The 25,898-nt window shown below is 61.9% G+C and carries 30 protein-coding genes and 1 tRNA gene; 15 read left to right on the top strand and 16 right to left on the bottom strand.

Going from position 1 to position 25,898, the window contains the following annotated elements; translation table 11 throughout:
- Positions 1-13 precede the first annotated feature (13 nt).
- Genes tmk through Q1A89_RS20560 form a run of 3 tightly spaced genes read right to left on the bottom strand, consistent with a single transcriptional unit; the run spans position 14 to position 2,752 of the window.
- The gene (tmk, locus tag Q1A89_RS20570; protein WP_299733048.1) at positions 14-643 is read right to left on the bottom strand and encodes a dTMP kinase; all 630 of its coding nucleotides are present in this window, start codon (positions 641-643) and stop codon (positions 14-16) included.
- Positions 640-1,806 carry a D-alanyl-D-alanine carboxypeptidase family protein gene (locus tag Q1A89_RS20565; protein ID WP_299733045.1) on the bottom strand — a complete coding sequence of 389 codons (1,167 nt, stop codon included), beginning with the start codon at positions 1,804-1,806 and terminating at the stop codon, positions 640-642. Before Q1A89_RS20565 ends, tmk begins: the two co-directional genes overlap by 4 nt.
- A gap of 22 nt (positions 1,807-1,828) precedes the next feature.
- Positions 1,829-2,752, bottom strand: coding sequence for an SPOR domain-containing protein (locus Q1A89_RS20560; RefSeq protein ID WP_299733042.1), 924 nt, complete (start codon positions 2,750-2,752; stop codon positions 1,829-1,831).
- A 210-nt stretch (positions 2,753-2,962) separates the two neighbouring features.
- Between Q1A89_RS20560 and Q1A89_RS20555 the strand changes: the two genes are divergently transcribed.
- Positions 2,963-3,052, top strand: a tRNA-Ser gene (locus Q1A89_RS20555).
- 37 nt (positions 3,053-3,089) lie between these two features.
- Here Q1A89_RS20555 and rpiB read toward each other — a convergent pair.
- Positions 3,090-3,533 carry a ribose 5-phosphate isomerase B gene (rpiB, locus tag Q1A89_RS20550; RefSeq protein ID WP_299733039.1) on the bottom strand — a complete coding sequence of 148 codons (444 nt, stop codon included), beginning with the start codon at positions 3,531-3,533 and terminating at the stop codon, positions 3,090-3,092.
- 365 nt (positions 3,534-3,898) lie between these two features.
- Between rpiB and Q1A89_RS20545 the strand changes: the two genes are divergently transcribed.
- The 5 genes from Q1A89_RS20545 to Q1A89_RS20525 all read left to right on the top strand — a co-directional run bounded on the left by Q1A89_RS20545 (position 3,899) and on the right by Q1A89_RS20525 (position 8,470).
- Positions 3,899-5,044 (top strand): ABC transporter substrate-binding protein, encoded by a 1,146-nt coding sequence (locus tag Q1A89_RS20545; protein ID WP_299733036.1) that lies wholly within the window; start codon positions 3,899-3,901, stop codon positions 5,042-5,044.
- Between the two features lie 91 nt (positions 5,045-5,135).
- Complete coding sequence (locus Q1A89_RS20540; RefSeq protein ID WP_299733033.1) at positions 5,136-6,056, top strand: branched-chain amino acid ABC transporter permease; 921 nt, start codon at positions 5,136-5,138, stop codon at positions 6,054-6,056.
- Positions 6,053-7,036 carry a branched-chain amino acid ABC transporter permease gene (locus Q1A89_RS20535; RefSeq protein WP_299733031.1) on the top strand — a complete coding sequence of 328 codons (984 nt, stop codon included), beginning with the start codon at positions 6,053-6,055 and terminating at the stop codon, positions 7,034-7,036. The genes Q1A89_RS20540 and Q1A89_RS20535 overlap by 4 nt, the downstream gene beginning before the upstream one ends.
- Positions 7,029-7,784, top strand: coding sequence for an ABC transporter ATP-binding protein (locus Q1A89_RS20530; protein WP_299733028.1), 756 nt, complete (start codon positions 7,029-7,031; stop codon positions 7,782-7,784). The genes Q1A89_RS20535 and Q1A89_RS20530 overlap by 8 nt, the downstream gene beginning before the upstream one ends.
- On the top strand, positions 7,781-8,470 hold the full coding sequence (locus Q1A89_RS20525; RefSeq protein WP_299733025.1) for an ABC transporter ATP-binding protein: 690 nt from the start codon (positions 7,781-7,783) through the stop codon (positions 8,468-8,470). Before Q1A89_RS20530 ends, Q1A89_RS20525 begins: the two co-directional genes overlap by 4 nt.
- Here the strand turns inward: Q1A89_RS20525 and Q1A89_RS20520 are convergent.
- From Q1A89_RS20520 to Q1A89_RS20510, 3 genes are read right to left on the bottom strand one after another with little or no spacing between them, the layout of a single operon-like run.
- Positions 8,467-9,255, bottom strand: a complete 789-nt coding sequence (locus Q1A89_RS20520) for an iron chelate uptake ABC transporter family permease subunit (RefSeq protein ID WP_299733260.1) — start codon at positions 9,253-9,255, stop codon at positions 8,467-8,469. The genes Q1A89_RS20525 and Q1A89_RS20520 overlap by 4 nt on opposite strands.
- Positions 9,248-9,982 (bottom strand): metal ABC transporter ATP-binding protein, encoded by a 735-nt coding sequence (locus Q1A89_RS20515; RefSeq protein WP_299733022.1) that lies wholly within the window; start codon positions 9,980-9,982, stop codon positions 9,248-9,250. Before Q1A89_RS20515 ends, Q1A89_RS20520 begins: the two co-directional genes overlap by 8 nt.
- A complete protein-coding gene (locus tag Q1A89_RS20510; protein ID WP_299733257.1) occupies positions 9,973-10,476 on the bottom strand; it encodes a transcriptional repressor in 504 nt (167 codons plus the stop codon). The genes Q1A89_RS20515 and Q1A89_RS20510 overlap by 10 nt, the downstream gene beginning before the upstream one ends.
- Positions 10,477-10,572: 96 nt before the next feature.
- On the opposite strand from Q1A89_RS20510, the gene Q1A89_RS20505 reads away from it, so the two are divergent.
- Positions 10,573-11,661, top strand: a complete 1,089-nt coding sequence (locus tag Q1A89_RS20505) for a zinc ABC transporter substrate-binding protein (RefSeq protein ID WP_299733019.1) — start codon at positions 10,573-10,575, stop codon at positions 11,659-11,661.
- 4 nt (positions 11,662-11,665) lie between these two features.
- Here the strand turns inward: Q1A89_RS20505 and Q1A89_RS20500 are convergent, their stop codons facing one another.
- The gene (locus Q1A89_RS20500) at positions 11,666-12,895 is read right to left on the bottom strand and encodes an FAD-binding domain-containing protein (protein ID WP_299733016.1); all 1,230 of its coding nucleotides are present in this window, start codon (positions 12,893-12,895) and stop codon (positions 11,666-11,668) included.
- A gap of 131 nt (positions 12,896-13,026) precedes the next feature.
- Here Q1A89_RS20500 and Q1A89_RS20495 point away from each other — a divergent pair, with 131 nt between their 5' ends.
- The 8 genes from Q1A89_RS20495 (at position 13,027) to Q1A89_RS20460 (ending at position 17,753) form a co-directional block, all read left to right on the top strand.
- Positions 13,027-13,665: an ATP-dependent Clp protease proteolytic subunit gene (locus tag Q1A89_RS20495; protein ID WP_299733013.1), complete on the top strand. Its 639-nt coding sequence runs from the start codon at positions 13,027-13,029 to the stop codon at positions 13,663-13,665.
- A gap of 185 nt (positions 13,666-13,850) precedes the next feature.
- On the top strand, positions 13,851-15,116 hold the full coding sequence (gene clpX / locus Q1A89_RS20490; RefSeq protein ID WP_299733010.1) for an ATP-dependent Clp protease ATP-binding subunit ClpX: 1,266 nt from the start codon (positions 13,851-13,853) through the stop codon (positions 15,114-15,116).
- A gap of 159 nt (positions 15,117-15,275) precedes the next feature.
- Positions 15,276-15,587 (top strand): metalloregulator ArsR/SmtB family transcription factor, encoded by a 312-nt coding sequence (locus Q1A89_RS20485; RefSeq protein WP_299733007.1) that lies wholly within the window; start codon positions 15,276-15,278, stop codon positions 15,585-15,587.
- The gene (locus tag Q1A89_RS20480) at positions 15,584-16,030 is read left to right on the top strand and encodes an SRPBCC domain-containing protein (RefSeq protein WP_299733004.1); all 447 of its coding nucleotides are present in this window, start codon (positions 15,584-15,586) and stop codon (positions 16,028-16,030) included. The genes Q1A89_RS20485 and Q1A89_RS20480 overlap by 4 nt, the downstream gene beginning before the upstream one ends.
- Before the next feature lie 83 nt (positions 16,031-16,113).
- Entirely contained in the window at positions 16,114-16,476 is a 363-nt protein-coding gene (locus tag Q1A89_RS20475; protein WP_299733001.1) for a Rid family hydrolase, read from the top strand.
- A gap of 68 nt (positions 16,477-16,544) precedes the next feature.
- Positions 16,545-16,928 carry an NADH:ubiquinone oxidoreductase subunit NDUFA12 gene (locus Q1A89_RS20470; RefSeq protein WP_299732998.1) on the top strand — a complete coding sequence of 128 codons (384 nt, stop codon included), beginning with the start codon at positions 16,545-16,547 and terminating at the stop codon, positions 16,926-16,928.
- A gap of 13 nt (positions 16,929-16,941) precedes the next feature.
- Positions 16,942-17,394, top strand: coding sequence for an outer membrane lipid asymmetry maintenance protein MlaD (gene mlaD / locus Q1A89_RS20465; RefSeq protein WP_299732995.1), 453 nt, complete (start codon positions 16,942-16,944; stop codon positions 17,392-17,394).
- Positions 17,391-17,753 (top strand): DUF2155 domain-containing protein, encoded by a 363-nt coding sequence (locus Q1A89_RS20460; protein ID WP_299732991.1) that lies wholly within the window; start codon positions 17,391-17,393, stop codon positions 17,751-17,753. Before mlaD ends, Q1A89_RS20460 begins: the two co-directional genes overlap by 4 nt.
- Here the strand turns inward: Q1A89_RS20460 and aat are convergent.
- From aat to Q1A89_RS20420, 8 genes are all read right to left on the bottom strand, one after another.
- Positions 17,717-18,358 (bottom strand): leucyl/phenylalanyl-tRNA--protein transferase, encoded by a 642-nt coding sequence (gene aat, locus Q1A89_RS20455; protein WP_299732988.1) that lies wholly within the window; start codon positions 18,356-18,358, stop codon positions 17,717-17,719. The two genes, Q1A89_RS20460 and aat, sit on opposite strands and share 37 nt — an antisense overlap.
- An 81-nt stretch (positions 18,359-18,439) precedes the next feature.
- On the bottom strand, positions 18,440-19,786 hold the full coding sequence (accC, locus tag Q1A89_RS20450) for an acetyl-CoA carboxylase biotin carboxylase subunit (RefSeq protein WP_299732985.1): 1,347 nt from the start codon (positions 19,784-19,786) through the stop codon (positions 18,440-18,442).
- Positions 19,787-19,798: 12 nt separating this feature from the next.
- The gene (accB, locus tag Q1A89_RS20445) at positions 19,799-20,293 is read right to left on the bottom strand and encodes an acetyl-CoA carboxylase biotin carboxyl carrier protein (RefSeq protein ID WP_299732982.1); all 495 of its coding nucleotides are present in this window, start codon (positions 20,291-20,293) and stop codon (positions 19,799-19,801) included.
- 234 nt (positions 20,294-20,527) lie between these two features.
- The gene (locus Q1A89_RS20440) at positions 20,528-21,283 is read right to left on the bottom strand and encodes an ABC transporter ATP-binding protein (RefSeq protein ID WP_299732979.1); all 756 of its coding nucleotides are present in this window, start codon (positions 21,281-21,283) and stop codon (positions 20,528-20,530) included.
- Between the two features lie 85 nt (positions 21,284-21,368).
- Entirely contained in the window at positions 21,369-22,133 is a 765-nt protein-coding gene (locus tag Q1A89_RS20435) for an ABC transporter ATP-binding protein (RefSeq protein ID WP_299732976.1), read from the bottom strand.
- 12 nt (positions 22,134-22,145) lie between these two features.
- Positions 22,146-23,345 (bottom strand): branched-chain amino acid ABC transporter permease, encoded by a 1,200-nt coding sequence (locus Q1A89_RS20430; protein WP_299732973.1) that lies wholly within the window; start codon positions 23,343-23,345, stop codon positions 22,146-22,148.
- 3 nt (positions 23,346-23,348) lie between these two features.
- A complete protein-coding gene (locus Q1A89_RS20425; protein WP_299732970.1) occupies positions 23,349-24,380 on the bottom strand; it encodes a branched-chain amino acid ABC transporter permease in 1,032 nt (343 codons plus the stop codon).
- Between the two features lie 97 nt (positions 24,381-24,477).
- The gene (locus Q1A89_RS20420) at positions 24,478-25,818 is read right to left on the bottom strand and encodes a substrate-binding protein (protein WP_299732968.1); all 1,341 of its coding nucleotides are present in this window, start codon (positions 25,816-25,818) and stop codon (positions 24,478-24,480) included.
- Positions 25,819-25,898: the final 80 nt, after the last annotated feature.

Genomic DNA, 25,898 nt, shown 5'->3' with positions numbered 1-25,898 from the left:
AAGGTGGGTCGGATCAGCTTGCGAGATAATCGGTGACGGTCGCGGTGACATCCGCTGCCACATCCTCGACCGCGCGCGCACCGTCGATCACATGAAAACGGCTCGCAAATTCCTTTGCCAGCGACAGGAAGCCTGTGCGCATGGCGGCTTGCAGATCGGTGCCGAAGTCCTCGAACCGTTCTTCGGCCCCTTGTCGCCCCTTGGCACGGGCAAGGCCTTGAGCGGGATCCATGTCGATCAGGATGGTCAGGTCCGGTTCGCGCCCGATCATCAGATCATGCAGCGCATCGACCGTGCCGCGCAGATCACCCCGGCTGAGGCCCTGATACATGCGCGTGCTGTCTGCAAAACGGTCACAGATCACGATTTTGCCCGCCGCCAATGACGGTGCGATGAGCCGTTCCATATGGTCACGCCGCGCGGCGGTGAAAAGCAGCAGCTCGGTCTCGGCAGACCAGCGATCGGGATCGCCTTGCAACACGAGGGCACGAATTTCCTCGGCCCCGGGGCTGCCGCCCGGTTCGCGGGTCAGGACCACATCGTGGCCAGTTGCGCGCAGATGGTCGGCCAGCAATCGGGCCTGCGTGGACTTGCCCGACCCGTCGATGCCTTCAAAGCTCAGAAAATGCCCTTGGGCTGTCACACGCCGTCTTCCGCCTCAGGGGTGTCGCGCACGGTCTTGATCAGCGACAGTGCGGCGGTCGAGACCTTGGCGAGAAAGCCGCCATGGGCCACGTCCGTTTCGGCCACGAGGGCAAAGCGTTGTTCGGGCAGGCCTTCGGGTTGCAGCACCAATTCAGCCAGCGGCGTGCCTGCGACAATCGGGGCCTGAATGGGGCCGGTATAGACGACTTCGGCGGCCACTTCCTTGCCCGCAAGGACCGGGATCAGCACGCTGATATCCTCGGCCGGGACCAACCCGACCTGCGGTTCGGCCCCTTCCCAAACCTCGGCCACGGCAAGACGCTGACCAGAGGTCGCAAGGGTGCGCTGCGCAAACTGGCGGAAGGCCCAGTTCACGATGGCCTCGGATTCCTGCGCGCGCGCATCGGCCGAGTCCATACCGGAGAGTACAAACACCACCCGGCGCTCGCCCTGCTTGGCCGAGCCGGTGAGACCGTATCCAGCTTCTTGCGTGTGTCCGGTCTTGAGGCCATCCGCACCAATGCCCAGTTTCAGCAGCGGGTTGCGGTTGAACCGGTTGGCGGATTCATTGGCGTCAAACAGGAACTCGGTTTCGGCAAACATCGGGTAATATTCGGGGTAGTCGGTCAGCAGCCGCTGCGCCAGCAACCCCAGATCGCGCATCGACATCAGATGCCCAGCCGCAGGCCAGCCGCTGGAATTGGCAAAGGTCGAATTGGTCATACCCATTTCCTGCGCCCGGCGGGTCATCAGGCGGGCAAAGCCGCCCTCGGTGCCGTCAGGGCTCAGCGCCTCGGCAATCACCACGCAGGCGTCGTTGCCAGAGAGCACGATGATGCCCCGGATCAGGTCCTCGACCGAGACCCGTTCGCCGGTTTTCAGAAACAGGGTGGAGCCGCCAAAGCTGTTGGCATGGGCGGACACGACCAGTTCGTCCGTCATCGACAACTGCCCGCGCTCGATCGCCTCGAACGCCATGTAAAGCGTCATCAGCTTGGACATCGAGGCCGGCGGCAGCGGTTCATCCGCGTTCTTGTTGAGCAGAACCGTGCCCGTGGTGTGGTCGATCACATATGCCGCCGCGGCCCGCGTATCAAAGGCGTCAACGGACATCGCCGTCAGCGGAATGGCCAGGGCGGCGGCAGCAAGAATGCGGATCACGGGCTTGGGTCTCCTTTTAAGATCAGTTGCTTACGGCATAGGCGTCCGTGAACCCTTCGGTCTTGATCTTGGCCAGCAACTGGCTGCGTTCGCCCGATGTGGTTGCCGGGCCGACCACCACGCGCCAGAACGGCTTGCCGTCCCGGTCAAAGGTTTTCACGGTCGGGATAATGCCCGCATTGCGCATCTGCGCGGCCGTCCGGTTGGCATTGGCCTCGACCGAGAAGATGCCGATCTGGATGAAGGGTTTGGACAGACCAGAGGCCGCTGTGCGCGCAGGGGCGGTGGCGGCTGCCGGTGTCGGTTTGGGGGTTGTTGCAGCGGGCGGCTGGATGCCGCTCGCAGCACTTGGGGCGTCGATCGCGGGGCTTGGCGCGTCAATGGCGGCGGCCGCGCTTTCGATTGGATCAAGCGGTGCGGTTGTCACCTCGGCGGGGGCAGCGACGGCCTCGGCCGCGATGTCCTCGATTTCGGGTTCGACGGCGACCTCTTCCTTGCGCAGGGCCGTGACGTTCAACTGCGCCGGTGCACCGGCCAGCATGCCAAGTGCCTCAGCCGCGTCCGAGCTGATCTGCAGGCGTGGCCCGGGAATGTCCCGCTCGCGCCGGAACAGGGCGCCGACGACAAACTTGTCATTGGTGGTGTTTCGAATGATCACCCGCTCGGGGTCAGTCACGTCCGGGTGTGCGACCCAGACACCGCCCAAAGAGGGGCGGCCATCCCAGAGGCCTGCCTCGTCGGCCGCGAACACGTCCGGGGCCTCGACATCCCGCTCGACCGTCTTGATCGGCGCGCCGGGTTCGGGCGTCCCTTCGGTCTGGGTGTTGGGTTTAAAGGCCTGCATGGCCACGAATTGTCCGCTTTCGTCGCATCCCGCCAAAAGGCCCAGGGCCATGGTCAGAAAAACACTATTGCGGAGAGTGGAACGGGTGATGGGTCTGCTCATGGACCATATCCTTGCCTGCTGTTGCCTCGTGCGACCATGTTGTGGCCAATGCCGTTTTCGACACCTGATTTTGCCCCGTCATGCGGAGTTCTGCGGTTACCATAGCGTTAATGGCTCGCTCTGAAAAGCGTGGGCAAGCAAAATCGGCATATTTCCCCGTGATGTGCGGCATTTGCCGAATCGCGCAAGCCTGCCTAAAGGAGTTTCACCGGAGGTTTGGCAGAGTGGTCGAATGCGGCGGTCTTGAAAACCGTTGGGCGTGAGAGCGTCCCCAGGGTTCGAATCCCTGAGCCTCCGCCACCCATTTTCAGTGAGATTACGCGCGACGGCGGGCGCCTCAGGTCGCCTCTATCATCTTCACCCGTGTTGCATGTCGACCACCTTCGAACTCCGCACCAAGGAAGGCATAAACGATGTCGATGGCCAGTGCGTCGCCGATCACCCGCGCCCCGAGCGCGAGCATGTTGGCGTTGTTGTGCTGGCGGATCATGCGGGCCGAGAACGTGTCCGAACAGACCCCGCAGCGGATGCCGGGAACCTTGTTGGCCGCCATCATGATGCCCTGGCCGGTGCCGCACAGGATGATCCCAAGCGCGCAGTCACCCGATGCCACACGCAAGGCCGCTGCGCGCCCGTGTTCGGGGTAGTGGGTGCTTTCCGCCGTTATCGGACCGATATCGATCGCCTCCCAGCCTTGCGTGGCGATGTGGGCGCCGATGGCCTGGCGCAGGGCGATTGCGGCATGGTCGCTGGACAGAACGATGCGGTTTTTGGCGGTCATGGCGGGATCCGATCCGGCTGGTTTTGTTGCAACGCGCCCTAGCAGGCTGCGCGGGCTGTGGCCAGATGTGGGTTGAGCGCCTTGTGATTTCACGCGCAAATCTGCGAAGGGACGCTTGCGTGTCGGTTTTGGAGAAAAGCCTTTCTGTGGATAACTTTAATGACTATATAAATCAGAGTGTTGTTGGTTATACGTGAAGTAATTCTTCAATATTCACCCACTACGCGTGTGCGCCCAGCTGCGGCAATCCAAGCAGAGAAATGGCACCACGTCTGCCCTATCGGCTTGACAGGACAGGACGGGATAAGTGCTTGATAGGGCCAGAAAACCGGGGCGTAGACCGGAATACAATAAGGGAGTGAATTATGCGCATCAGAAACATGATGGCACTGGCGGTCTGTATGGCCGCGGCAGCGACGGCAGGGTTGGCCGACGGACATGGCGGCAAGATCAAGGTCGGAATGATCACCACGCTTTCAGGCGGGGGCGCGGGCCTCGGCATCGACGTGCGCGACGGCTTTTTGCTGGCGACCAAGGGCAGCGACGTGATCGAGACGGTGATCGAGGATGATCAGCGCAAACCCGACATCGCGGTCGGTCTCGCAGACAAGCTGATCCAGTCCGAAAAGGTCGATGTGCTGACCGGCATCATCTGGTCCAACCTTGCAATGGCTGTGGTGCCCTCGGCCACCGCGCAGGGCAAATTCTATCTCAGCCCCAATGCAGGCCCCTCGGCACTGGCCGGGCGCGGCTGCAGCCCGAACTATTTCAATGTCAGCTGGCAGAATGACGCCTTTTCCGAAGCGGCAGGCGCCTACCTGAGCAATGAGGGCGTGGGTAAAGTGTTCCTCATGGCGCCCAACTATCCCGCTGGTCAGGACATGATGGCGGGCTTCAAACGCTTTTTCAAAGGTGAGGTGACGGACGAAGTCTATACCCAGCTTGGCCAGACCGATTATGCCGCCGAGATCGCGCAAATCCGCGCAAGTGATGCCGATCAGGTCTATTTCTTTCTGCCCGGCGGCATGGGGATTTCCTTTATGAAGCAATATGCTGGCTCGGGCGTTGACAAACCTGTCGCCGGCCCTGCCTTCAGCTTTGATCAGGGCATTCTCGGTGCCATTGGTGAGGCGGCACTGGGGGTTAAGAACACCGCCCATTGGTCCAAAGACCTCGATGTGCCGGGCAATGCCGATTTCGTTGCCGCGTTTCAGGCTGAATACGGGCGTCTGCCGTCGCTTTATGCGGCCCAAGGCTATGACACCGGATTGCTCCTGTTGTCTGCCGCTGCCAAGGCCGAAGTCTCGGATGCCGACGCCTTCCGCGCGGCCCTGAAAGAGGCCGAGTTCCAGTCGGTGCGCGGTGACTTTGCGTTCGCAGACAACCACCACCCGATCCAGACCATCTACATGCGTGAAGTGGTCAAGGAAGGCGATGTGGTCACCAACAAGATGATCGGCGTGGCCGCAACGGATCACACTGACGTCTACGGGGCTGACTGCAAGATGTAAGCCATGTGTCCCGGCCACCCGCGCCGGGACAGTTTCCTTTTATATTTCCAAGGGCTTGCCAGGTGAACGCCATCCGGCAGGGCAGGAGTAGATGACCACCCTTTTGCTGATCGAGCAGGTACTCAACGGGCTTCAGTCGGGCATCATGCTGTTCCTGATGGCGGCGGGCCTCACGTTGATTTTTGGGGTCATGGGCCTGATCAATCTGGCGCACGGCTCGCTTTACATGATCGGAGCCTTTGCCGCCGCCGCTGTGGCCGGGGCGACGGGATCGTTTGCGCTGGCCCTGATGGCGAGCCTTGCGGCGGCGGCGGCTGCGGGCGCCATTGTCGAGGTCACCGTGATCCGCCGCCTGTATGACCGCGACCACCTTGATCAGGTGCTGGCCACCTTTGCGCTGATCCTGATCTTTTCCGAAGGGACGCGCTGGCTGTTCGGCTCGTTCCCGCTGTATCTGGATGTGCCAGCCGCCTTTGCCGGGCCGGTCACTTTGCCCGGTGGCATCCAATACCCCGCTTATCGCTTGCTGATCATTGCCGTGGGTCTTGCGGTGGCGGTTGGTCTTTTCCTGCTGATCGCTCGGACGCGCATCGGCATCCAGATTCGCGCAGGCGAAAGCGATCGCGAGATGATCGGGGCCTTGGGCGTTGATATCTCGCGGCTTTATACCATCGTCTTTGCCCTTGGCGCCGCTCTCGCGGGACTGGCCGGGGCGCTGGTGGGGGCCATCCAATCCGTGCAGGTCGGCATGGGTGAGCCTGTGCTGATCCTTGCCTTTGTGGTGATCGTGATCGGCGGGATCGGGTCGATCAAGGGCGCGCTGATCGGGGCCTTGCTGGTGGGCCTCACGGACACGCTGGGCGGTGTGCTGTTGCCGCTTGCCTTCGGTCTGTTTCTTGACCCCGCCACCGCGACGTCCATCGGGTCATCACTCGCCTCGATGGCGATCTACATCCTCATGGCCGTGGTGCTGATCTATCGCCCCACGGGCCTCTATGGGGTCGCCACATGAACCGCGAGGGGCTGATCAACGCGAGCGTTTACCTCGCCCTGCCGGTGCTGGCGTTGGCGGCCCTCGCACTGGATGAGCCGTTCACGATCACCCTTGCCACCCGTGCGGCCATCCTTGCGCTGGCAGCCGTGGGTCTGAACCTGGCCCTCGGTCTGGGTGGTCTCGTCAGCCTCGGTCACGCGGTGTTCTTCGGGCTTGGCGGTTATGCGATGGGCATTCTCGCCAGCCACGCGCAGAGTTATGCGCCGCTCTACGATGGGTGGTTCGTGGTCGAGGGGACCAAGTCCATGCCCGTGATCTGGCTGGTCGCGGTCCTCAGCAGTGCGCTGGCGGCGCTGATTATCGGTCTGCTGTCCCTGCGCACCTCGGGCGTCTATTTCATCATGATCACGCTCGCCTTTGGGCAGATGTTTTACTATTTCTCAATCTCATGGCCCGCTTACGGGGGCGAGGACGGGCTCAGCATCTATGTGCGCAACAGCTTTCCCGGCCTCAACACCCTTGACCCCATTCAGTTTTTCGCCCTAGTCTTTGCGTTGCTCAGCCTTGTCTTGTGGGGCATGGGCCGTATCGCGCGCGCGCCGTTCGGTCTGGCCCTGAGTGCGGCACGCCAGAACGCAGCGCGGGTCGAAACAGTGGGGCTCGAGCCCTTCCGCCTGCGCCTTGTGGCCTTTGTCATTTCGGGCGCGGTCACGGGGCTGGCGGGCGCGCTTTTTGCCGATCTCAACCGTTTTGTTTCGCCCACCATGTTCAGTTGGCAGATGTCGGGCGAATTCATCGTCTTTGTCGTGCTTGGCGGCATCGGGCGGTTGTTTGGCCCGGTGGCCGGGGCCTGCCTGTTTGTGCTGCTCGAACATACGCTCAGCGGGGTCAGTGAATTCTGGCTGGTCTATGTGGGCGCGATCCTGCTTTTGGTTGTGCTTTTCGCGCGTGGCGGTTTGATCGGGTCGCTTGCGGGCCGCGAGGTCGCCGATGACTGAACCGTTGTTGCAGATCAAGGGGTTACACAAGAGCTTTGGCGCCTTGCGTGCAACAGATGACGTTAGCCTGACGCTGCTCCCGGGCGAAATTCACGCGCTGATCGGGCCGAACGGGGCGGGCAAATCGACGCTGATTGCTCAAGTTGCCGGAGGGCTTGCGCCGAATGCGGGGCAGATCGTCTTTGACGGCGTGGACGTCACTGCATTTGGCACCGCCGCGCGCGCCCGTGCCGGGTTGGGGCGGACCTTTCAGATCAGCGCGCTGGCGATGGAGTTCACTGTGCTGCAAAACGCGGTGCTGGGGGCGCTTGGGGCCAGCAGGTCGGTCTGGCGCTTCCTCAAACCGGTTATGCGCGATGCGGAAATGCGCGCGCAGGCCGAGGCGGCGCTGGACCGTGTCGGCCTCTCGGACGAGGCGCAAAAACGCACTGCCGATCTCAGCCACGGGCAGCGCCGCTTGCTTGAGGTTGCGGTGGCGCTGACCCTCGCGCCCAAGGCGTTCCTGATGGACGAACCTATGGCAGGCCTCGGGGCCGAAGGGTCAAAACGGATGACCACCTTTCTGGATAGCCTGCGCGCTGATGCGCCCATCCTTCTGGTCGAACATGACATGGACGCGGTCTTTGCGCTGGCCGACCGCATTTCGGTGCTGGTCTACGGGCAGATCATCGCCACTGGCACCGCGGACGAAATCCGTGCCAACCCGGAGGTGCGCAGCGCCTATCTGGGCGAAGAGGTCTCGCCATGAGCCTGCTTGAGATGCGCGGGATCGAAGCGTCTTATGGCCCAAGTCAGGCCCTGTTCGGGGTCGACCTGCAGGTGGGTGCGGGCGAGGTTGTCGCCTTGATGGGGCGCAACGGCATGGGCAAATCTACCACGATCAAGGTGCTGTGCCGTTTGCTGCGCAACTCGGGCGGCTCGGTCCAATTCGACGGGCAGGATCTGGCGCGCGTTCCGCCCCACAAGGCCGCGCGTGCCGGTCTGGGCCTCGTGCCCGAGGGGCGGCGCTGTTTTCCCAACCTTACGGTGCATGAAAACCTGATTGCTGCCGCGCGTCCCGGTCACTGGGATGTGGCCCGCGTCACCACCCTGTTTCCCCGTCTCGCCGAGCGGCGCGATCAGGGTGCGCGCAGCCTGTCGGGCGGTGAGCAGCAAATGCTGGCCATTGGTCGCGCCCTGATGACCAATCCACGCCTGTTGGTGCTGGACGAGGCGACAGAGGGGCTGGCCCCCGTGGTGCGCCAGGAAATCTGGGCCGCGCTCAGCCACCTCAAGGCCGAAACGGGCCTCGCACTGATCGTGGTCGACAAATCGTTGGCCGAGTTGCGCCGCATGGCAGACCGCGCTGTGATCATCGAGCGGGGGCGTTCGGTCTGGACCGGGGACATGGGCGCGCTCGATGCATCGGTGGCGGACAGCTATCTGGGCCTCTAGGCCCGCAAACGTCCCAGCACGCTTGTCGCACAGAACAGCGCGGCGGCCACACAGACGATTGTCGGACCGGTGGGTGTATCGAACTGGAACGACGCGCCAAGGCCCGCCACTGCAGAAGTTGCCCCGATGACGGCAGTGATCAGGGCCATCGCTTCGGGCGTGCGGGCCAGCGGCCGTGCGGCGGCGGGCGGAATGATCAGCAGCGCCCCGATCAGCAGCGCACCGACCGCCTTGATCGCCACAGCCACCGTCAGCGCCAGCGCCACGGTCAGAACCAGTTGTTCGGCGCGGGCGGAAATACCGCTCGATTGGGCAAGGTCGGGGTTCAGCGTGGCCGTGAGCAATCGCTGCCAGCGCCATGTCAGGAGGGCGATCACCGCCAGCGCCCCGGACCAGATCATCGCAAGGTCGTAAACGTTCACCGCCAGAATGTCGCCAAACAGGTACCCCATCAGGTCAACCCGCGCGCCGGAGATGAAGGACACCGCCACAAGACCGATGGCAAGGGCGGCATGGGCCAGCACGCCGAGCAGCGTGTCTTCGGCCAGCCCCCGCCCGGACAGCGCCTGCACGAGGATCGCCATGATCAGCGCAGTGGCCAGAACGCCCAGCATAGTCGGCCCCTGAAAGGCGAGTGACAGCGCGACACCCAGCAAAGCTGCATGGGCGGTCGCATCTCCGAAATAGGCCATGCGCCGCCAGACCACGAAGCAGCCCAGTGGCGCGGCGGCCAAGGCGGTGCCGATGCCTGCAAGGCCCGCGCGCACCAGAAAATCGTCAAGCATGGTCATGTTCGTGGTCGTGATGATGATCGTGGTCATGTTCGTGGCGATAGATGGCAAAGGCCCCCTTGGTGCCTGTGCCAAAAAGGGCGCGGTATTCGGGCGAATCCTGCACCACGTCGGGCGTCCCTTCGCAGCAGACATGGCCATTGAGGCACAGCACCCGGTCCGATGCGGCCATGACCACGTGCAGATCGTGACTGACCATCAACACGGCGCAATTCAGGTGACGGCGCACATGCTCGATCTTGCGGTAAAAATCCGCGGCCCCCGGCTGATCGAGCCCTTGTGTGGCCTCATCGAGGATCAGAAGGTCGGGCGACATCAAGAGCGCACGTGCCAGCATGACCCGCTGGAACTGTCCGCCGGACAGCGTGCGCATCTGCGCCTCGCCCAGATCAGGCACACCCGCCTCGGCCAGCGCGCGCGCCATCGCGTCACCGTCATGGCGGAAGGGCAGGCAGAGAAAACGGCGTACGGTCAGGGGCAGCAACCCGTCTATCGCAAGGCTTTGCGGGACATAGCCGATGCGCAGGCCGCGCATCGCATCGACCGTGCCGTGCAGGGGTTTAAGAGCGCCAATCAACCCTTTGACCAGGGTAGACTTTCCCGATCCGTTCGGGCCAACCAGAGTGACGATCTCACCGCGATCGATGTGCATATCAACATCGCGCAACACTGTCCTCCCGGCTTGTTGTAGCGTCAGCCCCGTAGTGGTGATCAGGCGCATGACGGGTCCGCCGCGTTGTTGTCGTCTGGCTGGCATTTCGGGCACAGGCCAAGGGCCTCGATCACCGTGTGGCTGATGGTGAACCCGGTGGCACGCGCGACATCGCCAAGGCGGCCTTGGGTGGCATCGGTTTCGGCTTCGGCCACGGATTTGCACGCGGTGCAGATCAGAAAGGCCGGGGCGTGATCGGCACCGAGATGGGCGCAGCCGATATAGGCGTTGAGCCCTTCGATCTTGTGCGCGAACCCGGCGGAAGTGAGGAAATCAAGCGCGCGATAGGCGACGGGTGGTGCGGTTCCAAGGCCTTCGCGCGCCAGCACGGCGAGCAGGTCATAGGCCCCGAGTGCGCGATGTTCCTCGAGCAGAATTTCCAGCGCGCGCCGACGTATCGGCGTGAATTTCAGTTTGTTTTCAACGCAATATCGTTCTGCCCGCGCCAAGGTACTGTTGACACAATGGGTGTGATCATGGGCGTGGAAGCCTAGGGTGGACATATCGCGGGCGGGGTTTTTGTCGGTCATATATCTGATTGATATGTTATAGCATAACATTTAGCAAGAGAGGGAATCAGCAATCCAAGGGGAACGGTCATGCGGTATCTGGCATTTGCAGTTGCAGTTGTGGGGGCGGGCGCGGCAGCGGACGTGCCGCGCGTTGCGGTCGACATCGCGCCGGTGCATTCGATTGTGGCCGCGGTCATGGGCGATCTGGGCAAGCCCGCACTGATCGTGCCGCCCGGTGCCTCGCCCCATGATCACGCCCTGCGCCCGTCCGAGGCGGCGGCCCTCGACAGCGCTGATCTGGTGGTCTGGATGGGACACGGTTTGGCGCCGTGGCTGGAAGGGCCGGTGGACGGCCTTGCAGGCGACGCGGTGGTGCTGGAACTGCTCGATCACCCGTCCACGCAATTGCTGGAGGTGCGCGAGGGTGCGACCTTTGCCCCGCATGACCATGATCACGGTGAGGCACATGACGATCATGCGGAAGGGCACGAGGACCCTGCGGATGACCACGATGATCATGGCCACGAGGATCACACGGAAAAACATGACGAACATGATCACGACGATCACGCAAAAGGGCATGATGATCACGGGCACGAGGAACATGCAGAAAAGCACGACGACCATGGCCATGATGATCATGCGGATGCCCATGACCATGGCGCGCATGAAGGGGGTGATCCGCATGCCTGGCTTGACCCCGAGAACGCTGTGGCCTGGGCCGCTTTAATCGCTGAACAACTGGGCGAGATGGACCCTGAAAATGCTGAAATCTATGTCGCCAATGCGGATACTTTCTCAAGTAATATCAATTCACTAAGCGCTGATATTGAAGCGATCCTTGCGCCCGTAAAAGGCCGCGCCTTTGTCGTCTTCCATGACGCCTATCACTATTTTGAGCACCGGTTTGATATCGAGGCTGCGGGCGCTGTGTCCTCCAACGATGCGGTCGCGCCCAGTGCCGCGCGCCTGTCGGAATTGCGGGCCGAGATTGCAGCGCTCGATGCGGTCTGCGCGCTGACCGAACCGCAGTTCAATCCGGCGATCCTTGACGCGCTTGGGGCCACGCAATTGGGCGAAGTTGATCCGCTTGGGGCGACCCTGACGCCGGGCCCGGACCTTTACGGGCTGTTGCTGACGAATATGGCAACATCGCTCGCCAACTGTCTGAAATAAAGCTCTATTTTGCCGCGTTCAGTCCGTGCATCTGACCCAACAGGCTCGGGATCTTGTCCTTGAACCGAAAGAAGCCGTGCGTCGCGTGAGGCCATGCCGCGCTGTCGTAGTCGCGCCGGATCTGACACAACGGTGGAACGCCTGCAGCACCTGCGACGGTGTCCAACAGGTCAGCCACCGGCCCGACGGGCGCGTAGGGCGTCACGATTTGCCCGAGACCGGCGTTTGCCGCCCATGCCATCACGTCCTGCGTGGTGCCCTCGACCTCCGTCACCTCACCCAACCGCGCCCCGAAGCGGGCCAAGGTGTCGGCGGCGGCCCCGGTGGCAAAGGCCGTCACATGTGGTGCCACGGCAAGGGGCGACAATTTTTCGCGTGTCGTGACAACGGCCGTCGCAACCGGCGCAAGCCCGGTATCCAGCAGGAAACCGGGGCTCAGATCGTCCTCGTGCAGGATCAGACCGGTGCGCAGCGAGGCGTCGGGGGCTGCCAGATCAGGCAGGGGCTGACGCTCGGGCACGGGCGGGCCGGGGACAGCAATCGCTTCGCCCGCCAGTTGCCACTTTGGCGCAAACCGCCCTTCGGTGTATTTCGAGATGTTGGAGGTGCGCGCCAGATAGGTCTTGCCTGGCGTTTGTATCCCGGCAACCCAGCGCCAGCCAAGGGTGTTCGAGGCCGGATCGCCGTCCAGCAGATGCCGCAGAAAGAAATCCGCGCCCAACTCCCATGGCAAGCGCAGTGTGAATATCCAGATCGAGGCAAACCACATCCGCGCGTGGTTGTGCATGTATCCCGTTTCGACCAGCTCACGCGCCCATGCGTTGAAACAGTCAATCTCGGTTTCGCCCTTGCAGGCGGCCTCCCACCGCGCGCGCAGGCCGGATTGGGTTTGGACGTCATCAAGACAACGGTTCAAGGCCGTCTGGTATTGACGCCAGACAGCGGGCCGCATTTCCAGCCAGCCCTTCCAATAGGTGCGCCAGAACACCTCCTGAATGAATTTCTCGGCCGCTGCGGCGCTGTGCCGGTTCAGGACGGTCTCGAGCACTTCGGCCTCTGTGATCAGACGGGCGCGCAGGTAGGGCGACAGGGTCGACACGCCGCTATGGGCGTCGCGGCCCAGATCATAGTTGCGCCGCGCTGCATAATCGCGCCCGGCATGGGGGACAAAGCGCTGCAACCGCTCAAGGGCGGCGGTCCGGGTGGCAGGGAAGCGGGACAGGGCATCTTGCATGGATCAGCAGCTAGAGGGCGCGAAAGCCACTTCAAGGCACGTGGTGCCCTTGCAGCCCCCCGACGCCGATACTAAGACTCAGGTAAGATGTTTGCGGGTATGGTCTCGCGACAAATGACGAGGCAGACACCATGCGCGATCCCATCGAACACTACGCCCATATTTCCAACAACCTTGTGCCAATGGTCGTTGAACAGACCAGCCGGGGCGAACGGGCCTATGATATCTTCTCCCGCCTGCTGAAAGAGCGGATCATTTTCATCAATGGTCCGATCCACTCGGGGATGAGCCACCTTGTCGTGGCGCAGCTGTTGCACCTCGAGGCGGAAAACCCGTCCAAGGAAATCAGCATGTATGTAAATTCGCCCGGTGGCGAGGTCACGGCCGGTTTGGCGATCTATGACACGATGCAATACATCAAACCCAAGGTCTCTACGCTGATTTGCGGCATGGCGGCGTCCATGGGATCGGTGATTTCCATCGGGGGCGAGCCGGGCATGCGCTTTGCCCTGCCCAATGCCGAAGTGATGGTGCACCAGCCCTCGGGTGGCTCGCAAGGCATGGCCGCGGACATCCTGATCTCGGCCCGTCACATCGAGCGGACCCGCGAGCGGATGTACCAGCTTTATGTCAAACACTCCGGCCAGGATTATGAAGCGGTGCAAAAGGCGCTTGATCGCGACACCTGGATGACCCCGGACGAGGCCAAGGATTGGGGTCATATCGACGAGATTGTCGCCAACCGCACCAAGGATGAAGAAGACAGTTAACGGCTGTGGTGCCGGGCGATCAGGTCTTGGGCACGCGCGGAAAATTGATGCGCGTGCAGGCCTGCATCAGGGAAAAAGACGATTGTGGACCCCGCAGGGCTGGCTTAAGCTAGCCACAGCGGGGGCGCTTTCCGGGGTTCGGCCCGGTTTCTAACGATTGCGGCATCTGCCGGGAAGGACGCAACATGGCCACGAATTCGGGCGGCGACAGCAAAAACACCCTATATTGTAGCTTTTGCGGCAAGAGCCAGCATGAGGTGCGCAAGCTGATTGCAGGTCCCACGGTGTTCATCTGTGACGAATGCGTCGAGCTGTGCATGGACATCATCCGTGAGGAAACCAAGGCGTCCGGCCTCAAGTCCACCGACGGTGTGCCAACCCCGCGCGACATTTGCGGTGTGCTGGATGACTACGTGATCGGGCAGGCGACCGCCAAACGCGTGTTGTCCGTTGCCGTGCACAACCATTACAAACGCCTCAACCACGCCCAGAAGGGCGGTGACATCGAACTGGCGAAATCCAACATCCTGCTGATCGGCCCGACGGGGTGCGGCAAGACGCTGCTGGCCCAAACGCTGGCGCGCATTCTGGATGTGCCCTTCACCATGGCCGATGCGACCACGCTGACCGAAGCGGGCTATGTCGGGGAAGATGTCGAGAACATCATTCTCAAACTGCTGCAATCGTCCGAGTATAACGTCGAGCGCGCCCAACGCGGCATCGTCTACATCGACGAGGTCGACAAGATCACCCGCAAGTCCGAAAACCCGTCCATCACCCGCGACGTCTCGGGCGAGGGCGTGCAGCAAGCCTTGCTGAAACTGATGGAAGGCACGGTGGCTTCCGTTCCCCCACAAGGCGGGCGCAAGCATCCGCAGCAGGAATTCCTGCAAGTGGATACGACGAATATTCTGTTCATCTGCGGCGGTGCTTTTGCGGGTCTCGACAAGATCATCGCGCAGCGCGGCAAGGGCTCGGCCATGGGCTTTGGCGCGGACGTGCGCGACAACGATGCACGCGGCGTGGGTGAGATTTTCACCGAGCTTGAGCCAGAGGACCTGCTGAAATTCGGCCTGATCCCTGAATTCGTGGGCCGTTTGCCCGTTCTGGCCACCCTTGAGGATCTGGACGAGGACGCTTTGGTCACAATCCTGACCCAGCCCAAGAATGCACTGGTCAAACAATACCAGCGCCTGTTCGAGCTTGAGGACACGCAACTGACCTTCACAGAGGATGCTCTGACGGCGATCGCCAAACGCGCGATCGAGCGCAAGACTGGCGCGCGTGGCCTGCGCTCAATCCTCGAAGATATCCTGCTGGATACGATGTTCGATCTGCCGGGCATGGATTCGGTGTCCGAAGTGGTGGTGAATGAAGAGGCGGTGACCTCGGACGCGGCGCCGCTGATGATCCACGGCGACGCAGAGAAAGAGCCGGCAACGGCGGGCTGAACCTAGCCCATTGAATTTATGAGGAAACGCAGGCTTCGGCCTGCTTTTCTTTTGCCAAATGAAAAAACTTAGCCACTTGGGTTAGTTTTTAATTGCCTGAGCAGTCTTCCTGTAATAGTTAGCCATATGGCTAATCAAATTCACGATGACTTATCCCCCTTGTTTGCAGCTCTTGCCGACCCAACGCGGCGCGCGGTGATCACAGCGCTCAGCGCCGGGCCGCGCGCCGTGTCGCACTTGGCCGAAACCCATGACATGGCCCTGCCCAGTTTTCTCAAGCACATCGACAAGCTGGAACGGGCAGGGGTTATCGCGACGCACAAATCAGGCCGGGTCCGGACCTGCCATTTGCACGCCAATGCCCTCGCACCTGCACAAGACTGGCTTGCCCAGGAGGCGAAACGGTGGGGCGGGGCACTGGATCGGCTTTCGGCGCATTTGGACGCCGTGGAACAGGAGAAAAAGATATGACAACCCAGCTTGGCACCCTCGAATTCACCCGCACACTCGGCGCTGATCCAGCGCGTGTGTTTGCGGCCCTGACCAGCCCGGCGGACCGCATGGCGTGGGGATCGCCGGATGTCGATACCGTCGTGATCATCGCGGATCAGCCCGAGGCCGCACCGGGCGTGCGCGAAACGTCACGTTGTGGCCCACGCGACAACCCTTATGTAGACGTCACCACCGACTGGATCGTCATGGAAGCGCCTGCGCGCCTGATCTATGCCGAAACCCTGTCTGCCGAGGGCGAAACGCTGGGCTGCAGCCTTGCCACCTTCGAGTTGTCGCCCGATGGCGCTGGGACGGCGATGAAAGCACACATTCAGATCGTCAACTTTGCCGGTGCCGAGATGATGGGCGAATTCGAAGGCGGCTGGACCCATGCGCTGGACAACCTGTCAAAGCACGTGTGACCGTCCCTGCCTTGGGTGATTGACCTTTGCCATGCACCTGTGCCCGATACGCGCAGGACATTGCAAACCAAGGAGCCGCGCCCATGGCCATCACACGCATCCACTCCGGCGGAGAATTCGAACCCCAGATCGGCTATTGCCGTGCTGTTGTCGCAAATGGCTGGGTCCATGTGGCGGGCACCGTCGGGCATGGCACGACGGCCCTGGAACAGTGCGCGTCTGCTCTGGACATCATCGGCAAGGCGCTGACCGAGGCGGGCACGGACTTTGCCCATGTGGTGCGCGTCACCTACATGCTGCCGGATCGCCGTGAATTTCCGCCCTGCTGGCCGATGCTGCGCGCGGCCTTTGGCGACAACCCGCCTGCGGCGACGATGATAGAATGCGGGCTGATCACGCCCGAAGACCGTATCGAGATCGAAGTGACGGCGGTTCTGCCCACCTGAGGTGCTGTGTCCTCTGGACGCCAGCGCGGCAATGCGGCATAGACGAGTGCAACCATCGGAGGCAGACAATGGGCATTCTGAACACATTATTCCGGGCTGTGACTTGGTGGGACGGCCAGACGCTGAACACGCAATTGTTCACGTGGCGCAAAGGCATCAAGGTTGGTGACGACGCGCAGGGCAACGTGTTCTACAAGAACGCCGATGACAGCAAACGCTGGGTCATCTTCAACGGTGAGGCCGAGGCAAGCCGCGTTGATCCCGAATGGCATGGCTGGCTGCACCGGACATGGGACGAACCGCCCACCGACAAGCCGCTCAAGCGCAAGGACTGGGAAAAACCGCATCAGCCCAACTTGACCGGGACGGCGATGGCCTATGCGCCTGCGGGCTCGATCCGGCGTGCACAACCTGCGGACCGGGCCGATTACGAAGCCTGGACGCCCGAGTAAGTCAGGCCAACCCATGGCAGAAAACACCACCGAAGTCCTTGTTGGCGGCGTCGTTCTCGCGGCGGCCATCGGGTTTGCCGTCTACGGCGCGCAAGTGGCCGGTCTTGGCAGCACGGGCAGCGACACATACCCCCTTGCCGCCAGCTTTCGCAGTCTTGAGGGCGTGAATGTCGGCACCGATGTGCGCCTTGCCGGGGTCAAGATCGGCACCGTCACAGATGTCGACCTGAACCCCGACACCTACCGCGCCGACACCATCGTGACGTTGCGCAGTGCGACCCAAGTGCCCGACGACAGCGCCATCATCATCAGTTCCGAAGGCCTGCTGGGCGGCAATTTCGTTGAAATCGTGCCCGGTGGCTCGCCGTTCTACTTCGCGCCCGGGGACGAGATCACCGACACCCAAGGGGCGGTCAGTCTGATTTCGCTGTTGCTCAAGTTCGTGTCGGGCGGAGAGGGGCAATGATCGCGCGTTTTGCAGCCGTCATCGCGCTGCTGCTGGCAGGCGGTGTCGCGGCCCAGCAGGAAACCGAAACCGCCACGGGCGCCGTGCTGCGCGGGCTCGACAAGATCAGTGGCAACGTGGTCGACATCGAACTGCCTGCAGGGCGCACCGTGCAGTTTGACCGCCTCAGTATCACCCTGACCGAATGCCGCTATCCGGCGGGCAACCCGTCAGGCAATGCCTATGCCGGGTTGCAGATCACCGAAACGGGCCGCGAAGGTGTGGTGTTTTCCGGCTGGATGATCGCCTCGGCCCCGGCGCTGAGTGCGATGGAACATGCGCGCTATGACGTCTGGGTCATGCGCTGCACCACGTCCTGAAGGCTGCCCGGCGCGACGCTGCCAAAGCGTCCTTCGCCGTCCAGCGCTTCGGCCAGATGGCGGCGATAGGCGGCGCGGGTGATCTCAATCGCGCCAAGGCTTGCCAGATGTGGCGTGATGAACTGCGTATCAAACAGCACGAATCCGGTCTGGCGCAGATGATCCACGGCCGCCGCCAACGCCATTTTCGAGGCATTGGTAGCACGCGAAAACATGCTTTCCCCAAAGAACGCAGCCCCCAGTGTGACACCATAAACACCGCCAACCAGTTGGTTTTCATCCCATATTTCTACGGAATGGGCATGACCGCTGCGATGCAGGTCGCCGTAAAGCATATAGATTTCCGCATTGATCCAGGTGTCGGACCGGTCGGCACAGCCATCGACCACCCCGGCAAAATCGCTGTCCAGCCGCACCGTCCAGCTGCTGCGGCGCATCGCCCGCGCAAGCGAGCGCGAGATGTGCAGCCCGTCCAGCGGCAACACGCCGCGCAGGCGCGGGTCGACCCAGAAAATATCCGGATCATCGCGCGACTCGGCCATCGGAAAAATGCCGGAGGCATATCCGTGCAACAACAGGTCAGGCGTTAACGCGCTGTCCGTCATGGCCCCTCGTGATTGCTAATTCGCTGCCAATGGGCGCGATGATAGGGGGCGTGGGCGAGGGAACCAACCCCCGCGCACCGCCTAGCCCATATGGGTTTCCAGCCAGTGTTCCAGCCAGTGGATGTTGTAATCACCGCTGTGAATGTCGCCTTCAGCCAGCAATTCGTGAAACAGCGGAATGGTTGTATCCACGCCGTCGATGATCAATTCGCCAAGCGCGCGGTTGAGCCGGGCCAGCGCCTCGGGTCGGTCGCGCCCATGCACGATCAGCTTGCCGATCAGGCTGTCATAATAGGGCGGGATCGCATAGCCGTCATACAATGCGGAATCCATCCGCACGCCAAGGCCGCCGGGGGCGTGGTATTGCGTGATCCGACCGGGCGAGGGCGAGAAATTGGGCAGCTTTTCCGCGTTCAACCGCACCTCGATCGAGTGGCCGTTGATCTGCAGGTCTTCCTGCTGGAAGGTCATGTCCATCCCGGAGGCGACCCGGATCTGCTCGCGCACCAGATCGACGCCAAAGATGGCCTCGGTCACCGGATGTTCGACCTGCAGGCGCGTGTTCATCTCGATGAAGAAAAACTCGCCCTTTTCATAGAGGAACTCGATGGTGCCCGCGCCGATATAGTTGATCTTGGCGACGGCATCGGCACAGACCTTGCCGATGGCGGCCCGCTCTTCGGCGCTGATCGCGGGGCCGGGGGCTTCTTCGAACACCTTCTGGTGACGCCGTTGCAGCGAACAGTCGCGTTCACCCAGATGCACGGCGCGGCCCTTGCCATCGCCAAACACCTGCACCTCGATATGGCGTGGGGTGGTCAGGTATTTCTCGATATAGACTTCGTCATTGCCGAATGCGGCCTTGGATTCCGAGCGCGCGGTCATGAAGGCACGTTCCATCTCGCCGGCATTCTGCGCGACTTTCATACCGCGCCCACCGCCGCCTGCCGTGGCCTTGATGATGACGGGATAGCCCATTTCCTCGCCGAGCTTTTTGGCCTCGTCCAGTGTGGCCACACCGCCATCCGAGCCGGGCACGCAGGGCACGCCAAGCGCCTTCATCGTGTCCTTGGCAGTGATCTTGTCACCCATAACGCGGATATGTTCGGCGGTCGGGCCGATAAATGTCAGCCCGTGATCCTCGACGATCTGCACAAATTGGGCGTTTTCGGACAGGAACCCGTAGCCGGGGTGGATCGCCTCGGCCCCGGTGATTTCGCAGGCCGAGATGATGGCCGGGAATGACAGGTAGGATTGTGCTGAGGAGGGCGGACCAATGCAGACAGATTCGTCGGCCATACGCACATGCATGGCATCCGCATCCGCGGTGGAATGCACCGCAACCGATGCGATGCCCATTTCGCGGGCCGCGCGCACGACGCGCAACGCGATCTCGCCGCGGTTGGCAATCAGGATTTTGTTGAACATGAAAGGTCCTCCTTATTCGAGGATGACCAGAGGCGCGCCAAATTCGACCGCAGCCCCATCGTCAACAAGGATGCGTTTGACGGTGCCGGAGCGCGGGGCAGGGATGTGGTTCATGGTCTTCATCGCCTCGACGATCAGCAATGTGTCACCTTCAGAGACCTCTTGCCCGACCTTGATGAAGGCGGGCGCGCCCGGTTCGGCCTGCATGTAGACGGTGCCAACCATGGGTGAGGGCACAGCGCCCGGATCGTCTGCCGGATCAGCGGCGGCTGGTGGGGCAGCAGGGGCTGCAGGCGCTTGCGCCGGGGCGTTTGCGGGGGCGGCCACGGGCGCAGGGGCAGCCTGCACGGCCACTGCCTGGCCAATATGGCGCGAGACACGCACGTTCAGGCTGTCATCTGCCCCATAGTCCCGTTTGACCTGAAGTTCGGTCAGATCGTTTTCGCGCAGCAGTTCTGCCAACGCCTGGATGAATGCGACGTCCGCGTCCTGGTTCTTGTTGCTCATTCTTGTCCTCAACCCTTTGACATCGGCGACGATGTACCCCGACGCCACTGCATCGCACCGCTTATAACGGGCCAAGAGGGCGGTGGAAAGCGCCCTTGGTGACGTGAGGGCATCCCGTGCGCGGGATGACGCAGCGGTTGGGTTGGAATTGGCAGCCGCGGGCGATGAATGAAAAGGGCGGAACCGGTGGCTCCGCCCTGTGATTTGGGATGCGTGCGGTGTTTCGGGGAGGCCTCAGATGGCGAGGTATTCGGCCCGCAATTCCTCGTTTTCCAGCACTTCCGAGGCGGTGCCATCAAAGACGATGCCGCCAGTGTCGAGAATCACCGCCCGATCCGCAAGTTGCAGCGCGCGCACGGCGTTTTGTTCGACGAGGATGGTCGTGATCCCCTGTTCCTTGATGATCGAGAGCGTCTTTTCGATCTCGTCCACGATCACCGGCGCGAGGCCCTCATAGGGTTCATCCAGCAACAGCACCTTGATGTCGCGTGCCAATGCGCGGGCGATGGCCAGCATTTGTTGCTCGCCACCCGACAGCGTCGTGCCTTCCTGCGCGCGCCGCTCGCCCAGACGCGGGAACAGGTCATAAAGCCGCTCGATCGACCAGCCGATGGGCGGGGCGATCTGGGCCAGTTTCAGGTTCTCTTCGACCGTGAGGCCGGGGATGATACGCCGGTCCTCGGGCACAAGGCCAAGGCCAGCCTGGCTGGCCTCATGGCTGCTCATCTTGTGCAGGGGCTGGTGATCCAGCCAGATCTCGCCGTGCGTGACCTCCGGATCACCGATACGTGCGATGGATCGCAGGGTCGACGTCTTGCCCGCGCCGTTGCGTCCCAGAAGGGCGAGGATTTCGCCCTCGTGCACGTTAAAGGAGATGCCCTGCACAATATAGCTTTCGCCGTAATAGGCGTGCATGTCCCAGACGCTGAGAAAGGCGGGGGCGGTCTGGGCGTGGCTGACGCCTTTGGAAAAGTCGGGTTTGACGTTCATCTGTCAGTCCTCATTTTTGTCCCGGATGATGGGCAGATTGCCCATCCTACGTCGGGATGTTGAGTAGGGGGGCATTGGCCCCGCCTCATGCTGCGTCCTGTGACTCACCCAGATAGGCTTCGCGCACCTTGGGGTGGCCCTTGATCTTGTCCGGCGTGTCTTCGACCAGCGGCGTGCCTTGCGCCAGCACCGTGATCCGTTCAGCCAGCGAGAACACCACATGCATGTCATGTTCGATGATGGCGATGGTGATGTCGCGTTCGTCCTTGATCTGTTTAAGCAGGTCGATCGTGTTGTTGGTGTCCGCGCGCGCCATCCCGGCCGTGGGTTCATCCAGCAACAACAGGCGTGGTTCCTGCGCCAGACACATCCCGATCTCGAGCCGGCGCTTGTTGCCGCGCGACATCGTGGCGGCGTTGTCGTTGCGCGCATCGGCCATGTTCATCTCTTCCAGCATCTGCTCGGCCCGTTCAACGATCTCGCGATCCCTGAACATGTCGATGAAGGCGTTGGGGGTGAAGGCTCCGTCGCGCTTGGCAAAGCAGGGGATCAGCATGTTTTCCAGCACGCTCAGATCACCGAAGATTTCGGGCGTCTGGAACACGCGGCTGATGCCCATCTGGTTGATCTCGTAAGGTTTGCGCCCCAGCACCGATTTGCCGTCGAACATGACCGACCCGGTATCGGGGATCAGCTTGCCCACCAGCACGTTCAGCAGCGTCGATTTGCCCGCCCCGTTGGGACCGATGATCGCGTGGACGGTGTTTTCAGCCACGCTCAGGTTCACGTCACCCAGTGCCTGAAGACCGCCGAACCGCTTGCCTACGTTTTTGACTTCGAGAATTCCCATCGTCACTCTCCCTTATTCCGCAGGTGTGGTTTTGCCGTCCGGCGTGTCCGAACTGGGTTTCTTGCGCTTGAACAGGCGCGCAATGCGCTGTCCGCCCTCGACCAGCCCGCCGGGCAGGAAAATCACGACCAGCATGAAGATCAGCCCCAGCGTCAGGTGCCAGCCCTTGCCGATGAACGGATAGACCATCGCGACCAGCAGGTTCTCGATTCCATCAGGCAGGAAAGCGAACCACTGGTGCAGGATGGTTTCGTTGATCTTGGACATGATGTTTTCCATGTACTTGATCATGCCCGCGCCCAGCACTGGCCCGATCAGGGTGCCTGCACCGCCAAGGATGGTCATCAGGACGACCTCGCCCGATGCGGTCCAGAACATCCGCTCGGCCCCGACCTGGGTGTCCATCGCAACCATCAGACCACCGGCCAGACCCGCATACATGCCCGACACCACAAAGGCGGCCAGCGTGTAGGGTTTGGAATTGAGGCCGGTGTAGTTCATCCGCTGCTGGTTGGACTTGATCGCCCGCAGCATCATCCCGAAGGGGGAATTAAAGATGCGGATCGCCATGTAAAAGCTGAGCAGCATTGCAACGGCCGCCACGTAGTAGCCGACGTTGAACGTGAACAGCCATGACCCGACCGACCACTCAAAGCTCGACGTCATTTCCAGCCCGAAGAGGTTGGCGCGGGGCGAGGCACCCGCCTCGAGCGCGCCGTCCAGAATGCGCGGGTCCTGCAATTTGGGCTGCAGGCCCGTCTCGCCGCCCGTGATCGGAGTCAGCACCGAATAGGCCAGCGCATAGGACATCTGGGCAAAGGCCAGCGTCAGGATCGAGAAGTAGATGCCCGAGCGCCGCAGCGAAATCCAACCCACCAGCAGCGAGAACAGGCCTGCCACCACGATGGACACGGCAATTGCGGGAATGACGTTCATGGTCAGCAGCTTCATCATCCACATCGCCGCATAGGACCCGACCCCGAGGAAGGCCGCGTGCCCGAAGGAGAGGTAGCCCGTCAGACCGAACAGGATGTTGAATCCGATGGCAAAGATGCCAAAGATCACGAACCGCTGCATCAGGTCAGGGTAGCCCGCATTGAACTGTGCCATGCCGGACCCTTCGGGGAAGGGGTTGAGGATGAAGGGGGCCAGCATCGTCAGCGCGGCAACCAGCAACAGAAGATTGGTGTGTTTTTTGTCGAGACCGAACATGGCTTATTCCTCCATCACGCCCTTGCGACCCATGAGGCCACGGGGACGGGTGAGTAGAATGATGATTGCGACCAGATAGATGATGATCTGGTTGAGGCCGGGCAGGAATTCGAGCACTTCGCGCATCGAGGCAAAGCTTTCGAGGATGCCCAGCAGAAAGCCTGCGAGCACCGCGCCGGGCAGGCTGCCCATGCCGCCCACAACCACAACCACAAAGCTGAGCACGAGGAAGTCCATGCCCATATGGTAGTTGGGCGAGTTGATCGGCGTGTACATCACACCCGCCAGCCCTGCGACCGCTGCCGCCAGTCCGAACATCAGCGTAAAGCGCTTGTCGATGTTGATGCCCAGCAGTTGCACCGTTTCGCGATCCGCCATGCCAGCGCGCACCACCATCCCGAAGGTGGTGAATTGCAGAAAGGCAAACACACCGCCGATGATCAGGGCCGCAAAGGCGAAATAGACCAGCCGCCAATAGGGATAGATGATCACATTGGGATCAAATCCGAGCGCCGCACCAAAGTCGAACGAGCCGCGGAAGGCGTCGGGTGCGGGTGTCGGGATCGGGTTGGCGCCGTAGTAATACTTGATGATCTCCTGCAAAACGATCGCAAGGCCGAAGGTCACGAGGATCTGGTCGGCATGGGGGCGCTTGTAGAAATGCTTGATCAGCCCGCGCTCCATCGCGACGCCGATGGCGATCATCACCGGAATTGCAAACAGGATCGAGATCGGGACCGCCCAGTCGATGATCGCATCGCCCGTGGACTGTCCGAAAATGTCATAAAGGTAGGGCACCTCGACCTTCAGCGGGTTGCCAAGGAAGTCAGTCTGAGAGTCATCAATGACCGTATGGCTCAGTTGCAGCAGACGGCTGAGAGTGACGGCGCAGAAGGCCCCGATCATGAACAGCGCCCCGTGGGCAAAGTTCACGACACCGAGCGTGCCGAAAATCAGCGTCAGACCCAGCGCAATCAGCGCATAGGCAGAGCCTTTGTCGAGTCCATTGAGAATTTGCAGGATGATCGCTTCCATCGGCCTAACCTTTGGTTGGAACGTTTGATGCCACGCGGGGCATGGAACCCCGGGCAGGGTAGGGTGGGCAATTTGCCCACCCTCGTTTTACTGCAGCTTATGCGCCTGGGTTGCAGGCACCCAGCTCGCCGCCAAAGATGGACGCATCATACGTCACCTGGCTGACAGGCGTGATCTCGACGATTTCGAGAAGGTCGAACTCGGATGTCGGGTTCTCTTTCCCTTTCACGACCAGCACGTCCTTGAAGCACTGGTGGTCTTCGCCGCGATAGAGCGTTGGCCCGTTGCCCATGCCGTCGAACTGGAAGTCGCTGAGCGCTTCGCCAACCGCACATGGGTTGAACGACCCGGCCCGCTCCACGGCATCTGCATAGAGCAGGGCCTGAACGTAGCAGGTGTGCGCCGCCTGGCTGGGCGGGAAGCCGTATTTGGTGCCGAAGGACTGCACGAAGGCTTTGGAGCCTTCGTCCTGCAGCGACCAGTGCCAGTTGGTGGAGCCGAAGATGCCTTTGACGTTTGCGCCGGCACCTTTCGCCATCAGGCGCGAGTAGAGCGGAACAACGATTTCGAAGTTCTTGCCGTTCACCTGCTTTTCACGCAGGCCGAACTGAACCGCGTTGGTCAGCGAGTTCACCATGTTCCCGCCGTAGTGGTTCAGAACCAGAACGTCGGCGCCGGACTGCAGAACAGGCGCGATGTAGGACGAGAAGTCGGTCTGTGTCAGCGGCGTCTTGACGGCTGCGACCGTTTCCCAACCCATGGCTTCGGTGGAGTTCCGCACGGCTTCTTCTGTGGTGTAACCCCAGTTGTAGTCGGCGGTCAGGTGATAGGCCTTGCGCTCTGTGCCGTAGTTGTTGGCCAGGATCGGCGCCAGTGCCGCACCGGACATGTAGGAGTTGAAGAAGTGGCGGAAGCCATTGGCCTTCTTGTCCTTGCCGGTGGTGTCGTTGGAGTGGGTCAGGCCCGCCATGAAGATGACGCCAGCCTCTTGGCACAGCGCCTGCACGGCCACGGCTACACCCGAGGATGAGCCACCCGTGATCATCACGGCGCCGTCTTTTTCGATCATCGAGCGGGCGGATGCGCGCGCGGCGTCGGATTTTGTCTGCGTGTCACCTGTGACGTATTCGACTTTCTTGCCCAGAATACCGTTGCCTTGCAGGGCCTTGGACGAGAACGTGTTCATCAGGCCGCCGTCGCCACCACCATTCAGGTGCTCGACCGCGAGCTCGTAGGCGCGCAGTTCGTCCGCACCCTCATCCGCGTAGGGGCCGGATTGCGGCACGTTGAAGCCCAGCGTGACGGTGCTGCCGGTGGGCGCGTTGGTAAAGCCCGAATGGCCATCCGCACGCAGATATGTCGGCAGCGTCAGGCCCGCTGCGCCAGCGACTGCGCCTGTCTTGATCAGACCGCGGCGTGTCAGGTTCGTTTTGGACATGAAAATCCTCCCAGTTGTTTTAAACGCTCCGCCCCACATCTCGTGTCGGGCGCGCGGCACGTAATCGTGCAAATTCTTTA

Source organism: uncultured Tateyamaria sp. (assembly GCF_947503045.1).
In the GTDB taxonomy this organism is placed as follows: domain Bacteria; phylum Pseudomonadota; class Alphaproteobacteria; order Rhodobacterales; family Rhodobacteraceae; genus Tateyamaria.
The sequence above is the reverse complement of the archived record's forward strand: the minus strand, read 5'-3'. Positions and strand labels throughout refer to the sequence as shown.

Bases quoted from the DNA above. Each gene is read 5' to 3' on its own strand.
- Q1A89_RS20500 (WP_299733016.1), bottom strand. From the start codon at position 12,895: ATGCAAGATGCCCTGTCCCGCTTCCCTGCCACCCGGACCGCCGCCCTT.
- Q1A89_RS20440 (WP_299732979.1), bottom strand. From the start codon at position 21,283: ATGAACGTCAAACCCGACTTTTCCAAAGGCGTCAGCCACGCCCAGACC.
- Q1A89_RS20545 (WP_299733036.1), top strand. From the start codon at position 3,899: ATGCGCATCAGAAACATGATGGCACTGGCGGTCTGTATGGCCGCGGCA.
- Q1A89_RS20420 (WP_299732968.1), bottom strand. From the start codon at position 25,818: ATGTCCAAAACGAACCTGACACGCCGCGGTCTGATCAAGACAGGCGCA.
- Q1A89_RS20510 (WP_299733257.1), bottom strand. From the start codon at position 10,476: ATGTCCACCCTAGGCTTCCACGCCCATGATCACACCCATTGTGTCAAC.
- Q1A89_RS20560 (WP_299733042.1), bottom strand. From the start codon at position 2,752: ATGAGCAGACCCATCACCCGTTCCACTCTCCGCAATAGTGTTTTTCTG.
- accC (WP_299732985.1), bottom strand. From the start codon at position 19,786: ATGTTCAACAAAATCCTGATTGCCAACCGCGGCGAGATCGCGTTGCGC.
- Q1A89_RS20520 (WP_299733260.1), bottom strand. From the start codon at position 9,255: ATGCTTGACGATTTTCTGGTGCGCGCGGGCCTTGCAGGCATCGGCACC.
- clpX (WP_299733010.1), top strand. From the start codon at position 13,851: ATGGCCACGAATTCGGGCGGCGACAGCAAAAACACCCTATATTGTAGC.
- Q1A89_RS20435 (WP_299732976.1), bottom strand. From the start codon at position 22,133: ATGGGAATTCTCGAAGTCAAAAACGTAGGCAAGCGGTTCGGCGGTCTT.
- aat (WP_299732988.1), bottom strand. From the start codon at position 18,358: ATGACGGACAGCGCGTTAACGCCTGACCTGTTGTTGCACGGATATGCC.
- Q1A89_RS20515 (WP_299733022.1), bottom strand. From the start codon at position 9,982: ATGCGCCTGATCACCACTACGGGGCTGACGCTACAACAAGCCGGGAGG.
- Q1A89_RS20530 (WP_299733028.1), top strand. From the start codon at position 7,029: ATGACTGAACCGTTGTTGCAGATCAAGGGGTTACACAAGAGCTTTGGC.
- mlaD (WP_299732995.1), top strand. From the start codon at position 16,942: ATGGCAGAAAACACCACCGAAGTCCTTGTTGGCGGCGTCGTTCTCGCG.
- Q1A89_RS20470 (WP_299732998.1), top strand. From the start codon at position 16,545: ATGGGCATTCTGAACACATTATTCCGGGCTGTGACTTGGTGGGACGGC.
- Q1A89_RS20540 (WP_299733033.1), top strand. From the start codon at position 5,136: ATGACCACCCTTTTGCTGATCGAGCAGGTACTCAACGGGCTTCAGTCG.
- Q1A89_RS20495 (WP_299733013.1), top strand. From the start codon at position 13,027: ATGCGCGATCCCATCGAACACTACGCCCATATTTCCAACAACCTTGTG.
- Q1A89_RS20505 (WP_299733019.1), top strand. From the start codon at position 10,573: ATGCGGTATCTGGCATTTGCAGTTGCAGTTGTGGGGGCGGGCGCGGCA.
- Q1A89_RS20430 (WP_299732973.1), bottom strand. From the start codon at position 23,345: ATGTTCGGTCTCGACAAAAAACACACCAATCTTCTGTTGCTGGTTGCC.
- Q1A89_RS20480 (WP_299733004.1), top strand. From the start codon at position 15,584: ATGACAACCCAGCTTGGCACCCTCGAATTCACCCGCACACTCGGCGCT.
- Q1A89_RS20475 (WP_299733001.1), top strand. From the start codon at position 16,114: ATGGCCATCACACGCATCCACTCCGGCGGAGAATTCGAACCCCAGATC.
- Q1A89_RS20525 (WP_299733025.1), top strand. From the start codon at position 7,781: ATGAGCCTGCTTGAGATGCGCGGGATCGAAGCGTCTTATGGCCCAAGT.
- accB (WP_299732982.1), bottom strand. From the start codon at position 20,293: ATGAGCAACAAGAACCAGGACGCGGACGTCGCATTCATCCAGGCGTTG.
- Q1A89_RS20535 (WP_299733031.1), top strand. From the start codon at position 6,053: ATGAACCGCGAGGGGCTGATCAACGCGAGCGTTTACCTCGCCCTGCCG.
- rpiB (WP_299733039.1), bottom strand. From the start codon at position 3,533: ATGACCGCCAAAAACCGCATCGTTCTGTCCAGCGACCATGCCGCAATC.
- Q1A89_RS20425 (WP_299732970.1), bottom strand. From the start codon at position 24,380: ATGGAAGCGATCATCCTGCAAATTCTCAATGGACTCGACAAAGGCTCT.
- Q1A89_RS20460 (WP_299732991.1), top strand. From the start codon at position 17,391: ATGATCGCGCGTTTTGCAGCCGTCATCGCGCTGCTGCTGGCAGGCGGT.